The sequence below is a fragment of the Rummeliibacillus sp. SL167 genome (assembly GCF_007896505.1).
GTDB classification, from domain to species: Bacteria; Bacillota; Bacilli; order Bacillales_A; family Planococcaceae; genus Rummeliibacillus; species Rummeliibacillus suwonensis.
Map to the genome: position 1 here is coordinate 24803 of NZ_VCBM01000006.1, position 17775 is coordinate 42577.

Genomic DNA, 17775 nt, shown 5'->3' on the forward strand with positions numbered 1-17775 from the left:
ATTAGGTTTATACTCACACGAAGTTCGAATTTTATTAAAATAAAAAACTCGAACCTTTAGGATTCTAACACACTATTAAAATGTGTTCAAGTTTTGTAATAATATTGACAAAATTATGTCTAAAATTTACACAAAATAAATATGTCTCGCAGACAAGTCACTGAAAAAGTTGATTCATCTCCCAAAAACATGATAAAAATCAGTTTTTTAGTTTATAAAGCGAAAGAAAAGATCGATTTTTATCCATAAAAATAGCGATTCTATAGTTTTTCAGTGGTCTCCGCGCAAATCATATCTCTTTTTTTGCCCCTTTTGGTTTGTCATAACTGAAAACCGCCACAATAATATAAAGCAATAAAAAAAGGATAGCCGAGCCAGTCCATGTAACATCGATACGATTAAACCCTGACACAATGAATTTTTTGAAAATCACGATGCTCGCTACATATTGAATAAGGGAGCTCATTATATCGATGCCTCTTGTTAACTTCAAATTAAAGCCTGCGATGATAAAAAGACAAATGAAATCTAGCAAGACAATCATAGAAAAAATTAATAATATAAACCAACTAAAGTAGAAAAAGTTTTGATATCCTTTTTCAAAAATCTCAATATGCGTCAAGTCAAACTTAGCCATTATATTATACAGACCATAAAATCCGAAGAAAGGTACTGTAAGTATTAAAGTAAGGAAAATACCAATCATTGCAGTGATAATTAGCAAAGCTGACCATCCAGAAACACGAATTTTAATTTTTTTATTTCTAAACATAGAAATCCTTTCTTTCCCTATTCAACCGTATAGGTTTCTATTTGTTTTTAATCAGTAGTTAAGTCCTTCGACAAAAGCTCAATATATCACATTATAGAACAGTAGAGATCACATTGCACATGAACTGTATAACTTCCTATATTGTTATTCATTTTTTCTTATTTGAATCAATTTCATAAATCCTTTTTTTCTTGAAAAATACGAACATTTAGTGGTAATTGTTTTTAATAGTTGTGGAGCAGAACAAAAATCTGAATATTAATGTTCATATTAATAGGAAATATTAACATTTTTATTTAGATTTTGCATTATGAAATTGACTCATTTATGAAAGAAAAAGGATAAGCGTTATGGTTATATATAATTGTTACAGAAACTTAATAGGCTTGTAAGAATTATATCTCTACTACATGTTACTATAAAAACGTCTGAAAAAGGCCTAAAAGATAATGGAAATATATATAACTGGGTGTGTTGATTAGAAAAGATTAGGACGTAATCATAAAAAACTTCCTATTTTTCACGCTATTTTATAGGCAAAATTGAATAATTGGCACACCTGATATAACAATAACTAAATAAAATCAGGTGAAGTTATGCTAAAGAATAGAAAATGGTGGCTAACACTTATTGCAGCTTTTAGTTTTCTAGTTTTTCAACCTTATAATGCTTCTGCTTCAGAACCGGAATACAAAGATGTGATGGTCGTATATAGCAATGCATCAGGAAAAGAACAAATCATGAAACTAGCATCTTCTATTGAAAATAGTTTTGATTTGTTAAAGATTGTACAAGGAAATTTCACTGCGGATCATCTATTGCGTTTAAAGCAATCTCAAGATATCCAAGTGATCGAGAAAAATCCAACTACTTTAGAAACGAGTAGTACGACTTTAGGCAGTATTACACCATTGGTCGACATGCGAATGATGGGTGTTCAAAATGCGTGGCAGCAAAATAATACAGGAAAAGGAGTAAAAGTGGCAATCTTTGACACAGGTGTTGCAGATATTCCAGCATTAGCGAATGTTAAAAAATATTCTTTTGTCGAGGATGATCAAACAACTCCTGCTGATGAGAGCTTACCATTAGATATGGATGGTCATGGGACTGCCGTAGCGGGGATTATTGCAGGACAACTAAGTAGCCGCTTAACGGATGGTTATTTAATAGGTGTGGCACCAGATGTGGACATGTATAGTGCAAAAGTTTTTGACAATGACGGTGCTCGAATGGAAACAATTTTAAAGGCTGTTGAATGGGCGATTGAAAATAATATAGATATTATTAATATGTCATTTGGTACAGAAGAGGATGATGCAATTCTTTACCAAGCTATCAAAAAAGCTTATGATGCAGGCATTATGATGGTAGCGGCAGCTGGCAATGACGGCAATACATATCCAGTAGATTATCCAGCTAAATATAAAGAAGTGATTGCTGTATCTTCTATTGATCATAGTAAAAGAATCGTTAAAAAATCAAACACAGGAAGCCAAATAGAATATGCAGCACCGGGCGAAGATATTTTTACCTTGAGCCCAACAGAAAACTATACGAGCATGTCAGGTACATCCCTAGCTGTACCCCATGTTGTAGGAATGATCGCCTTGTTCAAGCAACGTTACCCTACATATACACCAAGTGAACTACGAAACACACTTAGAAATTATGCAATCGATTTAGGAGACACAGGAAGAGATTCCTTCTATGGCTATGGCTTACTCAATACGGCGATAAAGAGTCCAAGCAATGTCAGCAAGTTGTCAGCGTTAGCTATTAAGAAAACTTCAGCCACCTTACATTACGAAATGGCTCAAAATGCGATTGTTCCAGTCCGAAAATATCGTTTGAGTGTAACGGGTAAGAAGTCCATCATCACAACAGATACAAATTATGTTATAAAGGGTTTAAAACAGGGGACGACCTATAAGGCAAAAGTAACAACAATCAGTTCCCTCGGCAAAGAATCCACGGGAAAAACCATTCAATTTACAACACCCAAGGATTCAGCATCTAAAATATATGTAAATAAAAATAAAGGGAAGATCAATCGTATTGTAAAAAAGATCAACTCAGGCAAGAAACTAAATCTGAAAACAGAATTTTTGCCATTGTATACAGTTTACAATGATTTAACGACTTCCCAAAAAAAAGCTGTGAAAAAATATCGTTATAAATTAAACTTAACTGCTATTTCGACTACGGTAAAATCAAAGCAGGTTAAAGCAACCAATCTTTCAAATATGAAAAAGAAAAAATATACAACGATTACTCTGAAAACAGCCATCAAGCCATCCGCATTAAAAGCAGGTTATGTATATGTCAATGATTCGGGTAAGAATATAACAACCTTCCAATTATCTAAAGGCAAAAGTGGCAAAATCATTAGACTATCAACTAAGAAAGCCCTTAGTGCAGGAAAATATGTCATTTTGATGGATCGAAAAGGATTGAAAACCTCAAAAGGAAAGATGTTCAAAAATTCAATTGCCGTGAGATTTACAGTGAAATGATAGGTGGAGTAGTGCACAGTAGTAGAGTTTTATAGGGGTTGACATTCTGTTTTTTGCTGGAAGCTATTTTGAAGTGAATAAATAATTGTGCAAATTTGCAGTAGGCTAGGGTTGCCTCAGAAGGAATACCTTTTTCGCAAGGTCTAGTTCGCTTTTTCGTAAAAGCCTTTTTATGTAGAGGATGAAGCCATTGCTTATGAAAGTTTAAAAAGGGGCTGTCCAAAAAGTCAGGGTAACTGACTTTTTGGTGCCCCTTTGATTTTTCATTTTTAATAAAAATGCACAAAAAAATCGTCCCATCTAGTAAAATGTAAGTAACCAAATTAACATTCAACGAAAGGACGATTTTTATGTGCAATCCGAAGATTACTACTGAAAATTATAACACCCAAATGACACTTCTTCCAGAGACAGAGGAAAAAAAGACCCCAAAAAGGCAATTAGCGCCTACTTTCAAAACCTACGATAACCGTCAAATTCAAATGATTATGGATATTGAAGCACTCATTCCAGAAGACCACGCTGTGCGTGTAGTCGATGAAATGGTTGAGGCTGTACCAGATGAATTATTGTTTTCTCATTATAAAGGTGGCGGTAGAAGCTCCTTTCATCCCAAAATGATGCTTAAAATCATTTTATTCGCTTATTCTCAAAAGGTTTATTCTTGCCGAGGAATTGAAAAACTAATAGAAGAAAACATCCCAGCCATGTGGTTGGCAGCGATGCAAAAACCGGATTTTCGCACGATCAACGAGTTCCGTGGGGAACGGATGAAAGTCTTGATGGATGAGTTATTTGAAGCCATGATTCTGAAATTAATCGAAGAAAAATACATAACCATAGAAAACTACTTTTTGGATGGTACCAAGATCGAAGCGAATGCCAATAAGTATTCTTTCGTATGGAAAAAAGCAACGGCAAAATTTGAAGCAAAATTAAAAGAAAAAATCCAAGAGACCCTGCAACACATCCATGAATTAGCACAATTAGAAGCGAAAATCGGAGAAAAGGCATCTGAACCCAAAATAGAGATCACCGAACAAGAACTAGAGACAGTTGCTAAAGAGATAGAAGAAAAAGTTGAAACGCTAACAGAAGAAATCGAAAAGGAAACAGATACAGAGATTCGTAAGAAGAAGCGCCAAGAACGCAGTAAATGGAAGAAACCTTTAAAGCTCATTCGAGAAAATTTCTTACCGCGAATGGCTAAATACCAGGAACAGAATGAAATTTTTGACGACCGTAACAGCTATTCCAAAACGGATAAAGACGCAACCTTTATGCGCATGAAGGAAGATCACATGAAGAACGGGCAACTCAAGCCAGGGTATAATGTTCAAATGGCGACAGAAAACCAATTTATCTTGTTTTATACCATTCATCAACGACCTACCGACACGCGTTGCTTTATCCCACATTTAGAGAAACTAGCATCTACATCTTTACCGATGCCCCAAACGGTCATCGCGGATGCAGGATATGGCAGTGAAGAAAACTATGTCTATGCGGTTGGGGAAGAGAAAGAGCCACGATTTGATTTTCTCATTCCTTATGGTTCCTATATACAAGAACAAACACGCAAATATAAAAAGGACATCAAAAACGCAAAAAACTGGACGTATCATGAGCAGGACGATTGCTTTATTTGCCCGAATGGAAGGAAGGTTACGTTTAGAAAATATCAAAACAAAAAGAATAAGTCTGGTTATGAGCAAAGCTATAAAATATACGAATGTGAAGATTGTACAGATTGCCCATTGAAATCAAAATGCACGAAAGCGAAGGGAAATCGTCAAGTTCACTGGAATACCGTCTTCGAGGAAATGAAGGCAAAGGCAAAAACAGCCCTTGAATGTGAAGAGAAAGCCACCATCTACGCTCGGCGCAAAGTCGAAGTAGAAAGTGTGTTCGGCCACATCAAGGGCAATCGGTCGTTCCGCAGATTTTCTCTACGGGGTCTCGACAAAGTACATGTCGAGTTTGGGATTGTGGCATTAGCCCACAACCTACTGAAAGTAGCAGGCATCCGCCAGCTCCTTTCAGATCAAAATCAAAAGAATACAAAAGGAATTGGAGAAAAACGAGTCGTCTTTCTCCAATTCCTTTATTTTTGGGACTTATTGGACAGCCCCTTTTTACTTTTTAGGGAAGTCCATCATTTTTGTGGGGGAAAATGATGGTATATGAGTTCATATTTTGTCAAATCTTTTTATTGAACAGCTAAAGCTTTTTGACTTGCTTTTAATATTGTATCCAGCTCATCTAAAATGTCATCAATTGCTTCCGTACCAACTGATAAACGGATTAACTCAGGAGTTACACCAGAAGCTTTTTGTTCTTCGTCTGATAATTGTTGATGTGTCGTACTTGCTGGATGAATGATCAAAGTTTTTGAATCGCCAATATTCGCTAAATGTGAAAATAACTCTACAGAATCGATTAATTTCCGCGCAGCCTCTTTTCCGCCCTTAACTCCAAATGTTAGAACAGCGCCTTGCCCATTTGGTAAGTATTTTTTAGCTAAATTATAATGTGGGTGGCTTTCTAAACCTGGATAGCTTACCCAGTCCACTAGTTCGTGTTTTTCCAAATACTTAGCAACGGTTAAAGCATTTTCGCTATGTCTTTCTAGACGTAAGTGTAATGTTTCTAATCCTTGTAATAGTAAGAAAGCGCTGATTGGTGATAGGGCAGCACCAATATCTCTTAATAATTGAACGCGGGCCTTTGTAATGTATGCCGCTTCGCCAGCAAATTCAGTATAGACAAGACCGTGATAACTTGGATCTGGCTTTGTTAAATCTGGGAACTTCCCGCTTTTTGCCCAATCGAATTTCCCGCTATCGACGATAACCCCCGCGATTGTTGTGCCATGCCCTCCAATAAATTTTGTAGCGGAATGTACAACTACATCTGCACCGAATTCAAATGGACGCAATAAATAAGGACTAGGTACAGTGTTATCAACAATCAATGGTATGCCATTTTCGTGTGCGATAGCTGCTACTGCTTCAATATCTAGGATATCCCCTTTTGGATTTCCCAATGTTTCGGCAAAAATCGCTTTCGTTTTTGGTGTAACGGCTTTTCTGAAGTTTTCTGGATCTTCAGAATCGACGAAGTGTACTTTTATGCCTAATTTAGCTAAAGTATGTTCGAGTAAATTGTAAGTTCCTCCATATAAACTACTTGAAGAGACAATTTCGTCACCAGAAGAAGCAATATTAAGTATAGCAATTGTACTTGCAGACTGACCTGAAGAAACGGCAAGCGCACCAACTCCGCCTTCTAAAGAGGCAATTCTTTTTTCAAAGGCTTCAATTGTTGGATTATTAATCCGTGAATACGTATAACCGACTTGACTCAAGTCAAATAACCCAGCAGCATGGTCACTATCGTTAAAAACATAAGATGATGTTTGATAGATGGGAACAGCACGAGATAAAGTAGTTGGGTCCAATTGCTGACCTGCATGAATGGCTTTTGTTGCTAGACGATATTCCTTTTCAGTTGACATTAAAATTCCTCCTCGTTTGTGTTTTAAAACCTATTAAATTAATAGGTTTTGTTTGGTTTTATTAAATATATAAAATGTCTAGGCGATTGTCAATAGGAATTTTTAGATAATTTAGAATCCTATTCGGTGAATTTTTACTTGTTTAATTTCGTAATAATAGGCAGCGCGAGATAGGGGGTAGATAGGAATCAACCGCTTGCTAAAGTCCAATTGGTTCAGCTAACACATAAACGAAGAATTATTAAAATATGCGGGATTGGATCTATACATTCATAAGTCGTTATTCATCAAATTAAAATTTATCCCGCGTTAACGGGCAGTAAGACCCCCACCTCAAGGATTAGAGAGAAGCGAGAAAGATAGGTGGGGGATCAACTGCCCGTAAAAGTCCGATTGGTTCAGCTAACCATCAGTGGGGGATGAAGAAAACCCCACTGATGGAAGCTTCACTTTACAATTTTTTTACTTGAAAAACTAATGGTGTTAGTTATAATAAAACTAACGATATTAGTTTTAGGGGAAAGGAGGGACATTTAATGTTTGCAGGACATTTTGGGATAGCGGCGGCTGCTAAAGGAAAGGCAAATCGTTTGCCCTTATGGTCGCTCATAGTCAGTTCACAATTATTAGATATCGTATTTTTATTATTGTTTTTGATGGGAATAGAAGGGTTTGGGGCACCGATCGAAGGTGGAAAGGGGACAGTCATTCGTGCAGAATACTCTCACTCTCTTCTAAGCGCTATACTGCTATCAGTTGTAGCTGGATATTTAGCTAGCCGACGGTGGGGAAAAAATAGTGGGATTGTGATTGGCTCCGTTACTTTTAGTCATTGGATTCTTGATTTAATCGTTCATGTACCAGATTTACCGATATTGCCGGGAAACATAGGGAATTTTCAATATCTAGGATTTGGATTATGGCAGTATCCATTCATTAGCATGCTGTTAGAAGGATTGATCGTTTTGGTAGGGGCCATTATTTATATTCGTTATGTTTACAAAAATTCTGAAAGAAAATGGAGTAGGAAAGGTCTTTTAAATATAAGTCTAGTTGCTGCGTTCTTAACTTTATCATTTGTTTTTAGCGTTTAAAAACGAATAAAAGGAGACAAATTTATGAAGATTAGTCATTTTAAAAACATTTATCAAATTACAATTATGCCACGAGTATTTCCTGTAAACTGTTATATTATAGAGGAACAAAATGAACTTACAGTCATTGACGCTGGGATACCTGCCAGCTTTAAAGGAATTGTGAAGGTCATCGAACAATTAAATAAGCCGCTAACCAACATTGTTTTGACACATGCTCATGAAGACCATATTGGTTCTTTAGAACATTTAAAAGAACAGTATCCTGCAGCATGTGTATCTATTTCCATCCGTGACAGCAGGTTACTAAAAGGGGATAGGTCGTTGGATGCGCATGAACCGCAAATGCCAATAAAGGGTGGGGTTCCGAAAAATTTGCAAATCGTACCTGACCGTTTGCTGAAGGAGGGGGATACGATCGGTTCATTGGAAGTAGTTGAAACACCTGGTCATACACCAGGATCTATTTCTTTATTTGTAAAAAATACAAAGGCGATGATTGTTGGTGATGCGTTGCAAACCAAAGGGAAAGTAGCTGTAAGTGGGCAATTTGTTTTGTTGTTCCCTTTTCCAACCCTTGCTACTTGGAACAAAGAACTAGCTTTAAAAAGTGCTAAAAAAATCTTAAATTTCAATCCCTCTCTTCTCGCTGTAGGTCATGGTGAAATGATTGAAGATCCTGAAGCGGTCATACAAATAGCGATTAAGGAAGCAGAAAAGAACTTAGTATATGTATAAAGAAAGGATGTATTTATGTGTCACCGCGTGTTGGTTTAAACTTAGAAATGATTATTAAAACTGCTGCAGAAATGGCGGATAAAGAGGGGATAGAGACTGTAACATTAGCCTCACTTGCGAGAAAATTAAATGTTCGTTCTCCTTCATTATTTAATCATATAAGTGGTTTGCCAAATTTAAAAAGAGAGTTATCTCTATATGGTTTAAAGCTGCTGTATGAAGATTTAGCAGCAGCTACAGAAGAGAAAGAAAAGGATGAAGCTATTATTGCGATGGCAAATGCTTATCTTCTCTTTTCTCGAGAACATCCTGGAATCTATGAACTTACTTTACGGGCACATGATCCAAATGATCAAGAAATGGATCAAGCAAGTAGTCGTATTCTTCACTTAATATCGAGTATTTTAGCTGATTATCATTTGAACGATGAGGAAACAATCCATGCTATTAGAGGCTTCAGAAGTATTCTTCATGGCTATTCTTCATTGGAACAAAAAGGTGCCTTTGGAATGCCCGTTAAATTAGAAGACAGTTTTCATTTGTTATTAGAAGGGTATATTTCATTTTTAAGAAAAAAATAAGATAACAACGATTGGCACAACTTCACCCAGTGGGAGATAAAGAAAATTCTCACTGGGTGAAATTTTATTTTATAGGAAAATATTATTTCTCACTACCGTCGCATAAATATAATTTGAACTTTCAGTATTTTTGTTTTACCTTTTAAAAGAAAAGAACTAAAACACGCAAACAAAGGCAGCAAACATTCGTTTTTTTACTATATCCTAAAACAAATAGAGATAGATAAAACCTTATGGAACGCTCTTTCCTTGGATTTTCGAGGTCAAATGTGAGCAGATTCCATAAAGTTGCCTTTAAATAACGATTGATTTGCAAGAAGGTACGCCGACTTTTTGTATCGAGATAGGTGAGCACCGTTAAACAATATGTAATCATCGCGATGTGAACTTGATTATGCAAGGCTTGTTCGTTGTAGCCCGCAATCAAACATATATAGGTATTCTTTGTCATCGATGCAACCACGACCATAGATGGAGCTTCATCCCAGATTTGGTTGGACAAAATGTGGCGCGGCGATGATTCGTCAGGTTAAGTGGTAACGTACTCGAATCGATAGTTTTGAGTGTCGTTGTTGTTTTTCGATGGGTTTTAAAATCTGTCTTTTAATTAATAAAAGATGAATAGAAAAGAGTATCTAAATGTTTTCGTGAAATTATAAGAGAATCCATAGAAGATGATGAAGTTAGACTTGCTAAAGAATTGTGTATTAAAGTTCGTGCTAATACGATTAGATTACTGACGATGAAAAAAGATTGTTAGATGAGATGATATCATTTGAAATCAAATATTATGAATAACACGTCAAATGAAGATACTAGAAGGAAAATACTAAATGAAAAAGACAGATTTACCTGTCTTTTTCATTTAGCTTATCTATTCTGTCAGCTATAATTTTTAGTATTTTGTTATTTTTTTGAAGGATGAAAAGAAATTTAAATAAAAACCAAAACTGAAATACAACTAAAACAATTGGTAAATAATAAAGTAAGGGCATTTTAAATCCTCCATGTTTTTGGATAATTATACTATATATTTTTGGTACACAAAACTCGATGATAGTATTCAGCTTTGGAAACATCTGAAGGTACAGTGGATGGTGATATTCTTTGGCTAAACTTTGTAGTTGAGGGTTTGATTTGAGCCAAATAATGAAATAAACGGATTTCTTCTCGTACAAATCATAGAATGCAGGAACCGTAAATCCACTGTCACCTCGTAGAAACAAACTCGTTTTCGGAAAAGTTTGATTGTAATGTTCGATCAAAGGTTGAATGAATTCAACAACGTCAGTGGAAGTATAAACATTTTCGGGGAGAAGTTTCGCTTTCAAACAACCTCCTGTGGCGCCATCAAAGGCAACTAGAGGATGAAAACCCATAGTTCCATAATGGTAGAAATTGTAAGAGGAAGATTCTTGTTCGCCATGTGTGTCGGAATGGGTAGAACCTAGGTCTATAAATAACACCAGTGTTTTTCGGAAAATATGGATTTTGTCCAATAATTCTTGGTTAGCTAGATTCATCTGATCAAGTGATACTTCATTAAAACAAGTGTAAAAGCGAGATAAAGTTGGTTGAGATGCGAGTGCGGGTGTTCCTATTTTAAATTACTATGAATAGTTCAGGATAATTTATTTTAATGCGAAGGTAGGGATTATTTTTATAAAAATTTTTTATCGATCAGGGTATTGCCTTCTATGAATTTTACGTGTTAGTATGAGTAAAACAATATAATTCCTATAAGATAAATAAGGTTTATGAAAATTATAGTTGCTGTTTGTCCAAAAGGGGTTAGAAAATGAGAAACAGTGGTTAGGGTTTAGTGATTTATCCATCCATTGACATTCCGCAAGTGAAAAAGTGGGGATCAATAGCCTGTAAAAATCTGATTGGTCCAGCCAACATACAGTCGGAGGGGGAAACTTCACTCCACTGCGTAAAAGCTTCACTTTATCGATGAAGATAGTCATTTAAAATGAGAAAGGAAATTTGAATGGAGAATATTATTACAATAAGCAATTTGTCAGAAGAAGAGAAAGATGCCACACGTGAAGTATTATTATCAAGCTATCAACAATATAAAAATAGTTATAAAACCATCGAGGAATTCAATGAATATATGAGCCATATAGAAGTTTCATTGGATAATCCTTATATTGATCGGGTGTTAGTCGCAAAAGATAATGACAATCAGATTTTAGGGACATTGCAAATTTATTTGAACTCAGAGGACGCATATGGTCGATCTGAACCAACTATCCATGCTCCGATCGTTCGCTTATTGGGCGTACATCCTGCTGCAAGAGGAAAAGGAATAGCACGAAAGTTATTACAGGAAAGTATCGACTATGCGAAACAAAAAGGATCACCAAGTCTTTACCTGCATACTGGAGAAATCATGAAGGATGCCATTCGTTTATATGAGCGATTTGGTTTCAAAAGAGATCATTCGAAAGAGTTTCAAAAAAATGAAGATGTCTTTGTCAGATGTTATAGATTCGATATAGACTAGCAATATAAACTTAAAATTTTACTAAATCTAAAAAATCCTGCAAAAAAATATTCACTTATCCAAATAATAAAAATCCCACGGGCAAGGCATGAGTCACATCACTCATTAGATGTTTCGTGTCCTTGCCCTTCTTTTTAAATAGCGAACAAGTTGTTTTATTTTCAAAAAAATAAAGTTAGAATTCAGCTATTTTTCAGTACTCCTCATGTTTCTCCCATAGAATTCCGCCCTATTTTTTCTCTGTATCCAAAAATAAAAATGGATTAGGCTAATACATGATGATTTTAAGGATGAATAAAAACAGGTGTACCAATTGGAATCGTACGTGCTAATTCCTCTACATCGTGATTATACATCCGAATACAGCCTCTTGAAACGGCCTGACCAATTGAGCTAGGATCATTCGTTCCGTGGATGCCATAATGTTCTTTCGATAAACTCATCCACATCGTACCAAATGGGCCTCCTGGGAACGGGGCCTTATTAATAACAATAAAATTTCCAAATGGCGTTTCATGGAGGATTCTCCCTGTTGCAATGGGGTACTGTTTTAACAAGGCGCCATTATGATATAAACTTAAAACCCGATTATTTACAGAAACATCAATTTGATAGGGGATGGTGTTAGGGTCAGGAAATCCTGGTATTTCAATGAGTTGCCCCGCTATGATTAAATCGGGATTTGTAATCTGAGGATTGGCACCTAGAATAACTTCTATTGGTGTTCGGTAATCCCTTGAAATTTGGAGAAGCGTTTCTCCCCTTTTAACAGTATGAAGCAGTAAAATCCACTCCCTTCACATGTACTGATACAGTATTCTATGTGGAGGATAGAGGGAATGTCCTTTAAGTTTCTTGTTGTTTGATAATAACGTTGGCTATATTGCCACAGATGGATATTTTTCATAATTCATCATAGACAAACTAAACAGTTCCTGCCGTTATTTTTTGCTTTGTATAGGTTTTTGTCAGCTTGACTTATGGCATGAACCAATGAAGATGGGTCATCTAATTCTAATTCTGCTAATCCAATTGATACGGTAATATGAATAGATGCCTGTTCCACAGTAAAGGCGGTCTCTTGAATCTCTTGATGAATCTTTTCAACAATCTTTGTAGCCTTTTCGTCAGATGAATTTCCAATATAAATAATAAATTCCTCGCCGCCGTATCTTCCAACCTTGACTGAATCGTTTTCATACTTTTTTAAAATATTGGCAATATCGATTAAAACCTTATCCCCAAATAGATGACCATATGTATCATTGAATTTTTTAAAATGGTCAATATCCAACATCGCTATATAATGTTTTGAATCTAACTCACCTAGTTTAGTATCAACAACTTCAAAAAATTTCCTTTTATTGAACAGCTTTGTCAACGGGTCTTCTCCAGCCAATTTTTCAAGCTCTGTATATAGAGAATGGAGTTTGCGATTTTGTGCAATAAATATATAAAGAATGATCGAAGTGATCACAAAAGAAGTACTTCTTACAAGAGCAATGTCTTTAAAAAATTCCCAGCCATTTGGTATAAGGAAGATAATCGGAAGATCACATATTAACCAGCATGCAATGACGATTCCGATTTTTTCTAAATATCTTCCTTTTAAATTAAAGCGGGAATGGAATGCCAAAGAGAATAAGGTTGGACCCACCATACCAAACAGGATGCCAGGAATCATTCCATCGCCTCCCATTAGAAATCTCCAGAGGCTAGTCATCAGCAGGGATGGAATCGTTGGTTTCCAACCTTGTATATAAGCAACAAAAATAAGCGGGATAAATCTCATATCGACCCAGTAGCCATTAAATCGAATGGGCAAATAAAACATAGAAATAACGGATGCAGAAATTAATAGAATCACAAGTACATTTATCAATGAAGGGGAGAACTTTTTCTTAAAACTCATAATTACGGTCATGGTCAAATGAAGCAATAAAATGATCGCCACATTGGATAGGATTGATTGTAACATTTATGACACCCTCTCTAGGAATCCAGTCTTGCAGCTATCTGGTCATAATTGACAATCTGAACTCCTAAAAAACACTATATTTTTAATCTTAGCATATTGTAGCAAGGAAATTATTTAATAATTCCGAATGCCATTTTTTGTTCAAAATTACATAAAACTTTCATAAAAGAATGTTTTCCAAGGCAGATTTGAGTGTAGGATATGAAAATTCAAATCCATTTTTCACTAATATTTCTGGTTCAACATGTTGACCTTCCAGCACAAGAGAACTTTTTTGACCAAGAGCTACTTTCATTACAATAGAAGGTACAGGGAACCAATGAGGGCGATGTAAAACAGCTCCAATTGTCTTTCCAAAATCATTCATTATCATTGGGGAAGGGGCTGTTACATTAACAGGACCTTGTATTTTATCATTTTTCATCACAAAGGAAATCGCTTGTACCGCATCTTTCACATGGACCCATGATACCCATTGCTTTCCTGATCCCATTCTTCCACCGACAAAAAGTTTGTATGGTAAAGCCATCAGTGGCAGTGCACCACCTTCTTTGCCAAGCACTACACCGAACCGCATAAAGGCAACACGAATTCCTATTTCCATAAGACTAGCTGCTTTCTTTTCCCAATCCCGCACGGTTTTGGCGAGGAAATCATTGGCCACTTCTTTGGATTCTTCTGAGTAGATCGCTGTTTCAGAAGAAGGATATATACCGATAGCACTTGCATTGATAAGAACAGAGGGTTTTTTGGGTAAAGCTGTGATGATTCGAATGATTTCCTCTGTTGCTTTCATTCTACTTTCATATATTTGCTTTTGATGAGCTTTCGTCCATCTTCCGTTATTAATCGAAACACCGGCAAGATTAATAAAAGCATTGGCTTCACCTATTTCTTTTTCGGGAAAAGATCCTTCTTGAAGCCATTTAACATATCGAACATTTCCAGTATTTTGTATATTACCTCTCGTTAAAACGATGCATTCATGATGTTCGTCCAACAGAATTTCCATTAATTTTTGACCGATAAATCCTGAACCACCAGCTATTACGATTCGCATTTTATCTCTCCTCATATATTAATAGTAAGAGTTTATAGTAAATAAGGTACTGTAAAAATCCTGTTGATCACACCCCAATGCTATCATATCCAATTGGGTGTGTTAATCATCTAATTTTATCCATTAAAAGGCGTTAAAATCTGCTCCATCTCATTTTTGAGATGAGCAGTATTTTTTTGCGATAAAAGGGCTGATTGATCCTAGACTCTTCCCTTAAATAAATAACTAAAGGAACGAAACCCCTTAGAACACTAGGCGAAGTTTTACTTTATAAAAAATGAATTAATTCTTTATATTTTTCAATTATACAAATATCAATACATCAATTATAATAATTAACAAGCACCAAACATTACAAAACCTATTATATTAGTATATTTTAAAAACCTAGTATTGAAATTGATTTAGTATTAAATATAGTGGGGGTGGACGAAAGGTAATTATATAAATGGCAAGATCCTTGCTAAACAATTTATTGAGTAAGCCCAATAACAGGGTTTTTTGTCTGATTTAATATTATGTAACATGCTTACCTATCAGTATATAAAAATCAAATTAGAAATAATTATTAACTTAAAGATTGTTAAAATTCGTATATAATTGTATGTTATATACAAATTTTGATAAATAGATTGAGGAGGAATTGGAAATGAGTACTACAGTGAAGGAACAATCATTCGAAGAAATCGCTACAGAACTAGCAGAAAAATTTTCTGCAACAGCTATTGAAAGAGATCATGCAGGTGGAACTGCAAAAGCAGAAAGAGATTTAATCCGCAAAAGTGGATTATTAAAACTTTTGATTCCAACAGAATACGGTGGATTAGGTGGCAGCTGGCTTGATGTACTAAAAGTTGTACGAATTTTTGCTCGTGTAGATAGTTCGCTAGCACATGTATTTGGCTATCACTTTGTCAATTTGACAACACCACATTTATGCGGGAATGAAGAACAAAAAATCAGATACTACAAAGAAACGGCTCAAAAAAATCTATTCTGGGGTAATGCGTTCAATCCAGTAGACATTAAGTTAAAAGCGACAAAGCATGGTGATTACTATATTTTTGATGGAAAAAAGATTTTTTGCTCTGGAAGTGTAGATTCTGATTATTTATTAGTTTCTGCAACTTTGGATGGACTTGAGGAGCCTTTACTTGCTGTAATACCTACTAATCGAATTGGAATAGATATAAAAAACGATTGGGATAATTTTGGTCAAAGACAAACTGATAGTGGAACAGTTATCTTCAATCAAGTTCGAGTAGAGGAGAAGGATGTACTAAAAGGAGGATTTAATCAAAACGAGTTTTCCAAAATACGATTTAATATCGCAAGTTTTGCTTTAAATCATCTATATTTAGGAATTGTTGAAGGAGCATTTGAAGCGGCGAAAGAATACACCAAAACAACGACTCGTCCTCGCTCACCGCAACAAAGTTCAGCCATTGAAGATGCCATTATTCAACATCATTATGGTGAATTTTATGCTGAAATCGAAGCAGCAAAATTATTGGTAGAGCATTCAGATGAACTGTTCCAACAATTATGGGATAAAGGGAACGAGATTACTCCAGAAGAGAGAAAGAAATTGGACCGTGCAACAAACATAGCAAAAGTTGTAACAACAAAAGTAGGTCTAGATGTCACATCTCGTATTTTTGAAGTATTAAGTAGTCGTGCTACTGCAAATCGCTATGGCTTTGATCGTTATTGGAGAAACCTGCGCACAATGACATTGCATGTCCCAGTAGATGTCGCGATTCAAGAATTAGGTAAAAACATTCTTCTAGATTAAAGGATAGTAAAGAACGAAAGAAAATAGCTACTAAAAATTTAGACAGAATATATAACTGAAAATCGGAGGAAAATAGCGAATGAGATCAAGTCTATGGAAGAAAGGTATTCAAGCCTTAATAATCATGAGCCTATTATTGCTAACAGCTTGTGGTACTAAAGAAAAATCGGGAAATGGTTCTACAAATCCTGAAGATTTAAAAGATAAAGTGTATAACATTAAAGTCGGTTACAGTGAAACTGGCGGCGCACCATTATTAGATATTGCTACTCAAGAAGGGTATTTCAAGGAAGAGGGCGTAAACGTAGAACATGTTGGATTTAAAAATTCAACGGATGGATTGAATGCATTACAAGCTGGAAAAATCGATGTAGGCCTTTCATTTGGAACAGCTGGACCTTTAACCTTTATTGCAAACGGTTCGGATTTTAGGATTATTGGGGGTCATTTAGAAGGTGGACATCCAATACTAGTCAAAAAAGAAGATAAAGATCAATATAAAACATTAGAAGATTTTAAGGGTAAAAAAGTCGGAACAATCCGTATCTTTACGTCTGATATTGTTTTTCGCAGTGCTTTAGCAGAAGCTGGAATCGACTGGGAAAAAGATTTGAATATTGTAGAATTTAAAACAGGTGGAGATTTGATCCAAGCTCTTTCTAGCGGAAAAGTGGATGCCGCTGTATCAGCTAATAGCTATTATGCCCAAGCCGTAGAAAGTGGTTTAGTACCGGTTACTTGGAGTAATGATTTACAACCGGGACATGTCTGCTGTCGAGTAGTAACAAGGGAAAAACTATTGAAGAAGGACAATGGAGAAGGTTATAAGCGCTTTTTAAAAGCATTAATCAGAGCTGAACGCGCGAAAAAAGAAGACCCTGAAGTAGCGATCAAAGCTGCTCGTCAATATTTTAAGGGCGTAGATGATAAAGTGATCGATTCTATTGTAAATGAAAAACATTCTAACTATTCCGCAGATCCAAATAAAAAAAGTGTTATAAAAATGTGGAATCAAATGCAGAAAATCGGCTATATCAAAAATACAAAAGATTTAGATGTCAATGAATATATCAATATTGAATTATATGAAAAAGCTTTAAAAGAGCTTATGAAAGAAAATCCAACAGATACTTATTATAAAAAGTTATTAAAAGAATTCGTATTACAAGATGAATAACAGTCAGAAGTAAAACATGTCATCAATAAACACTG

General features: G+C 35.4%; 14 protein-coding genes and 2 pseudogenes. 8 read left to right on the top strand and 8 right to left on the bottom strand.

The window, feature by feature from the left end:
• Positions 1–289: 289 nt before the first annotated feature.
• A complete protein-coding gene (locus FEZ13_RS18170; protein WP_146550669.1) occupies positions 290–772 on the bottom strand; it encodes a hypothetical protein in 483 nt (160 codons plus the stop codon).
• Between the two features lie 596 nt (positions 773–1368).
• Between FEZ13_RS18170 and FEZ13_RS18175 the strand changes: the two genes are divergently transcribed.
• Together FEZ13_RS18175 and FEZ13_RS18180 are read left to right on the top strand one after the other, a co-directional pair.
• Positions 1369–3288 carry a S8 family serine peptidase gene (locus tag FEZ13_RS18175; protein ID WP_146553835.1) on the top strand — a complete coding sequence of 640 codons (1920 nt, stop codon included), beginning with the start codon at positions 1369–1371 and terminating at the stop codon, positions 3286–3288.
• A 350-nt stretch (positions 3289–3638) separates the two neighbouring features.
• Positions 3639–5465, top strand: coding sequence for an IS1182 family transposase (locus FEZ13_RS18180; protein ID WP_146553836.1), 1827 nt, complete (start codon positions 3639–3641; stop codon positions 5463–5465).
• A gap of 32 nt (positions 5466–5497) precedes the next feature.
• Here FEZ13_RS18180 and FEZ13_RS18185 read toward each other — a convergent pair whose 3' ends face one another.
• A complete protein-coding gene (locus FEZ13_RS18185; RefSeq protein ID WP_146553837.1) occupies positions 5498–6805 on the bottom strand; it encodes a homocysteine synthase in 1308 nt (435 codons plus the stop codon).
• A gap of 536 nt (positions 6806–7341) precedes the next feature.
• Between FEZ13_RS18185 and FEZ13_RS18190 the strand changes: the two genes are divergently transcribed.
• The 3 genes from FEZ13_RS18190 to FEZ13_RS18200 are packed head-to-tail and all read left to right on the top strand — an operon-like array spanning position 7342 to position 9218.
• A complete protein-coding gene (locus tag FEZ13_RS18190; RefSeq protein WP_146553838.1) occupies positions 7342–7899 on the top strand; it encodes a permease in 558 nt (185 codons plus the stop codon).
• A 24-nt stretch (positions 7900–7923) separates the two neighbouring features.
• A complete protein-coding gene (locus FEZ13_RS18195) occupies positions 7924–8637 on the top strand; it encodes an MBL fold metallo-hydrolase (protein ID WP_146550665.1) in 714 nt (237 codons plus the stop codon).
• A gap of 17 nt (positions 8638–8654) precedes the next feature.
• Positions 8655–9218: a TetR-like C-terminal domain-containing protein gene (locus tag FEZ13_RS18200; RefSeq protein ID WP_146553839.1), complete on the top strand. Its 564-nt coding sequence runs from the start codon at positions 8655–8657 to the stop codon at positions 9216–9218.
• 142 nt (positions 9219–9360) lie between these two features.
• On the opposite strand, the gene FEZ13_RS18205 is transcribed toward FEZ13_RS18200, so the two are convergent.
• The 3 genes and pseudogenes from FEZ13_RS18205 to FEZ13_RS18210 form a co-directional block, all read right to left on the bottom strand.
• Positions 9361–9669 carry a hypothetical protein gene (locus tag FEZ13_RS18205; RefSeq protein ID WP_146553840.1) on the bottom strand — a complete coding sequence of 103 codons (309 nt, stop codon included), beginning with the start codon at positions 9667–9669 and terminating at the stop codon, positions 9361–9363.
• A gap of 17 nt (positions 9670–9686) precedes the next feature.
• Positions 9687–9809, bottom strand: a pseudogene (locus FEZ13_RS20545) (IS4 family transposase); the annotation flags it as partial.
• A 462-nt stretch (positions 9810–10271) separates the two neighbouring features.
• Positions 10272–10819, bottom strand: a pseudogene (locus FEZ13_RS18210) (transposase); the annotation flags it as partial.
• A 392-nt stretch (positions 10820–11211) separates the two neighbouring features.
• Between FEZ13_RS18210 and FEZ13_RS18215 the strand changes: the two are divergent.
• Positions 11212–11730, top strand: coding sequence for a GNAT family N-acetyltransferase (locus FEZ13_RS18215; RefSeq protein ID WP_146553841.1), 519 nt, complete (start codon positions 11212–11214; stop codon positions 11728–11730).
• Positions 11731–12014: 284 nt separating this feature from the next.
• Here the strand turns inward: FEZ13_RS18215 and FEZ13_RS18220 are convergent, their stop codons facing one another.
• The 3 genes from FEZ13_RS18220 to FEZ13_RS18230 all read right to left on the bottom strand — a co-directional run bounded on the left by FEZ13_RS18220 (position 12015) and on the right by FEZ13_RS18230 (position 14768).
• Positions 12015–12512 (bottom strand): L,D-transpeptidase family protein, encoded by a 498-nt coding sequence (locus tag FEZ13_RS18220; RefSeq protein ID WP_146553842.1) that lies wholly within the window; start codon positions 12510–12512, stop codon positions 12015–12017.
• Positions 12513–12643: 131 nt separating this feature from the next.
• Positions 12644–13708, bottom strand: coding sequence for a diguanylate cyclase (locus FEZ13_RS18225; protein WP_146553843.1), 1065 nt, complete (start codon positions 13706–13708; stop codon positions 12644–12646).
• A gap of 160 nt (positions 13709–13868) precedes the next feature.
• A complete protein-coding gene (locus FEZ13_RS18230) occupies positions 13869–14768 on the bottom strand; it encodes a TIGR01777 family oxidoreductase (RefSeq protein WP_146553844.1) in 900 nt (299 codons plus the stop codon).
• A gap of 649 nt (positions 14769–15417) precedes the next feature.
• Between FEZ13_RS18230 and FEZ13_RS18235 the strand changes: the two genes are divergently transcribed.
• Positions 15418–16563, top strand: coding sequence for an acyl-CoA dehydrogenase family protein (locus FEZ13_RS18235; RefSeq protein ID WP_146553845.1), 1146 nt, complete (start codon positions 15418–15420; stop codon positions 16561–16563).
• Positions 16564–16642: 79 nt separating this feature from the next.
• Positions 16643–17740: an ABC transporter substrate-binding protein gene (locus FEZ13_RS18240; RefSeq protein ID WP_146553846.1), complete on the top strand. Its 1098-nt coding sequence runs from the start codon at positions 16643–16645 to the stop codon at positions 17738–17740.
• Positions 17741–17775 lie beyond the last annotated feature (35 nt).

Bases quoted from the DNA above. Each gene is read 5' to 3' on its own strand.
- FEZ13_RS18170 (WP_146550669.1), bottom strand. From the start codon at position 772: ATGTTTAGAAATAAAAAAATTAAAATTCGTGTTTCTGGATGGTCAGCT.
- FEZ13_RS18175 (WP_146553835.1), top strand. From the start codon at position 1,369: ATGCTAAAGAATAGAAAATGGTGGCTAACACTTATTGCAGCTTTTAGT.
- FEZ13_RS18180 (WP_146553836.1), top strand. From the start codon at position 3,639: ATGTGCAATCCGAAGATTACTACTGAAAATTATAACACCCAAATGACA.
- FEZ13_RS18185 (WP_146553837.1), bottom strand. From the start codon at position 6,805: ATGTCAACTGAAAAGGAATATCGTCTAGCAACAAAAGCCATTCATGCA.
- FEZ13_RS18190 (WP_146553838.1), top strand. From the start codon at position 7,342: ATGTTTGCAGGACATTTTGGGATAGCGGCGGCTGCTAAAGGAAAGGCA.
- FEZ13_RS18195 (WP_146550665.1), top strand. From the start codon at position 7,924: ATGAAGATTAGTCATTTTAAAAACATTTATCAAATTACAATTATGCCA.
- FEZ13_RS18205 (WP_146553840.1), bottom strand. From the start codon at position 9,669: ATGACAAAGAATACCTATATATGTTTGATTGCGGGCTACAACGAACAA.
- FEZ13_RS18215 (WP_146553841.1), top strand. From the start codon at position 11,212: ATGGAGAATATTATTACAATAAGCAATTTGTCAGAAGAAGAGAAAGAT.
- FEZ13_RS18225 (WP_146553843.1), bottom strand. From the start codon at position 13,708: ATGTTACAATCAATCCTATCCAATGTGGCGATCATTTTATTGCTTCAT.
- FEZ13_RS18230 (WP_146553844.1), bottom strand. From the start codon at position 14,768: ATGCGAATCGTAATAGCTGGTGGTTCAGGATTTATCGGTCAAAAATTA.
- FEZ13_RS18235 (WP_146553845.1), top strand. From the start codon at position 15,418: ATGAGTACTACAGTGAAGGAACAATCATTCGAAGAAATCGCTACAGAA.
- FEZ13_RS18240 (WP_146553846.1), top strand. From the start codon at position 16,643: ATGAGATCAAGTCTATGGAAGAAAGGTATTCAAGCCTTAATAATCATG.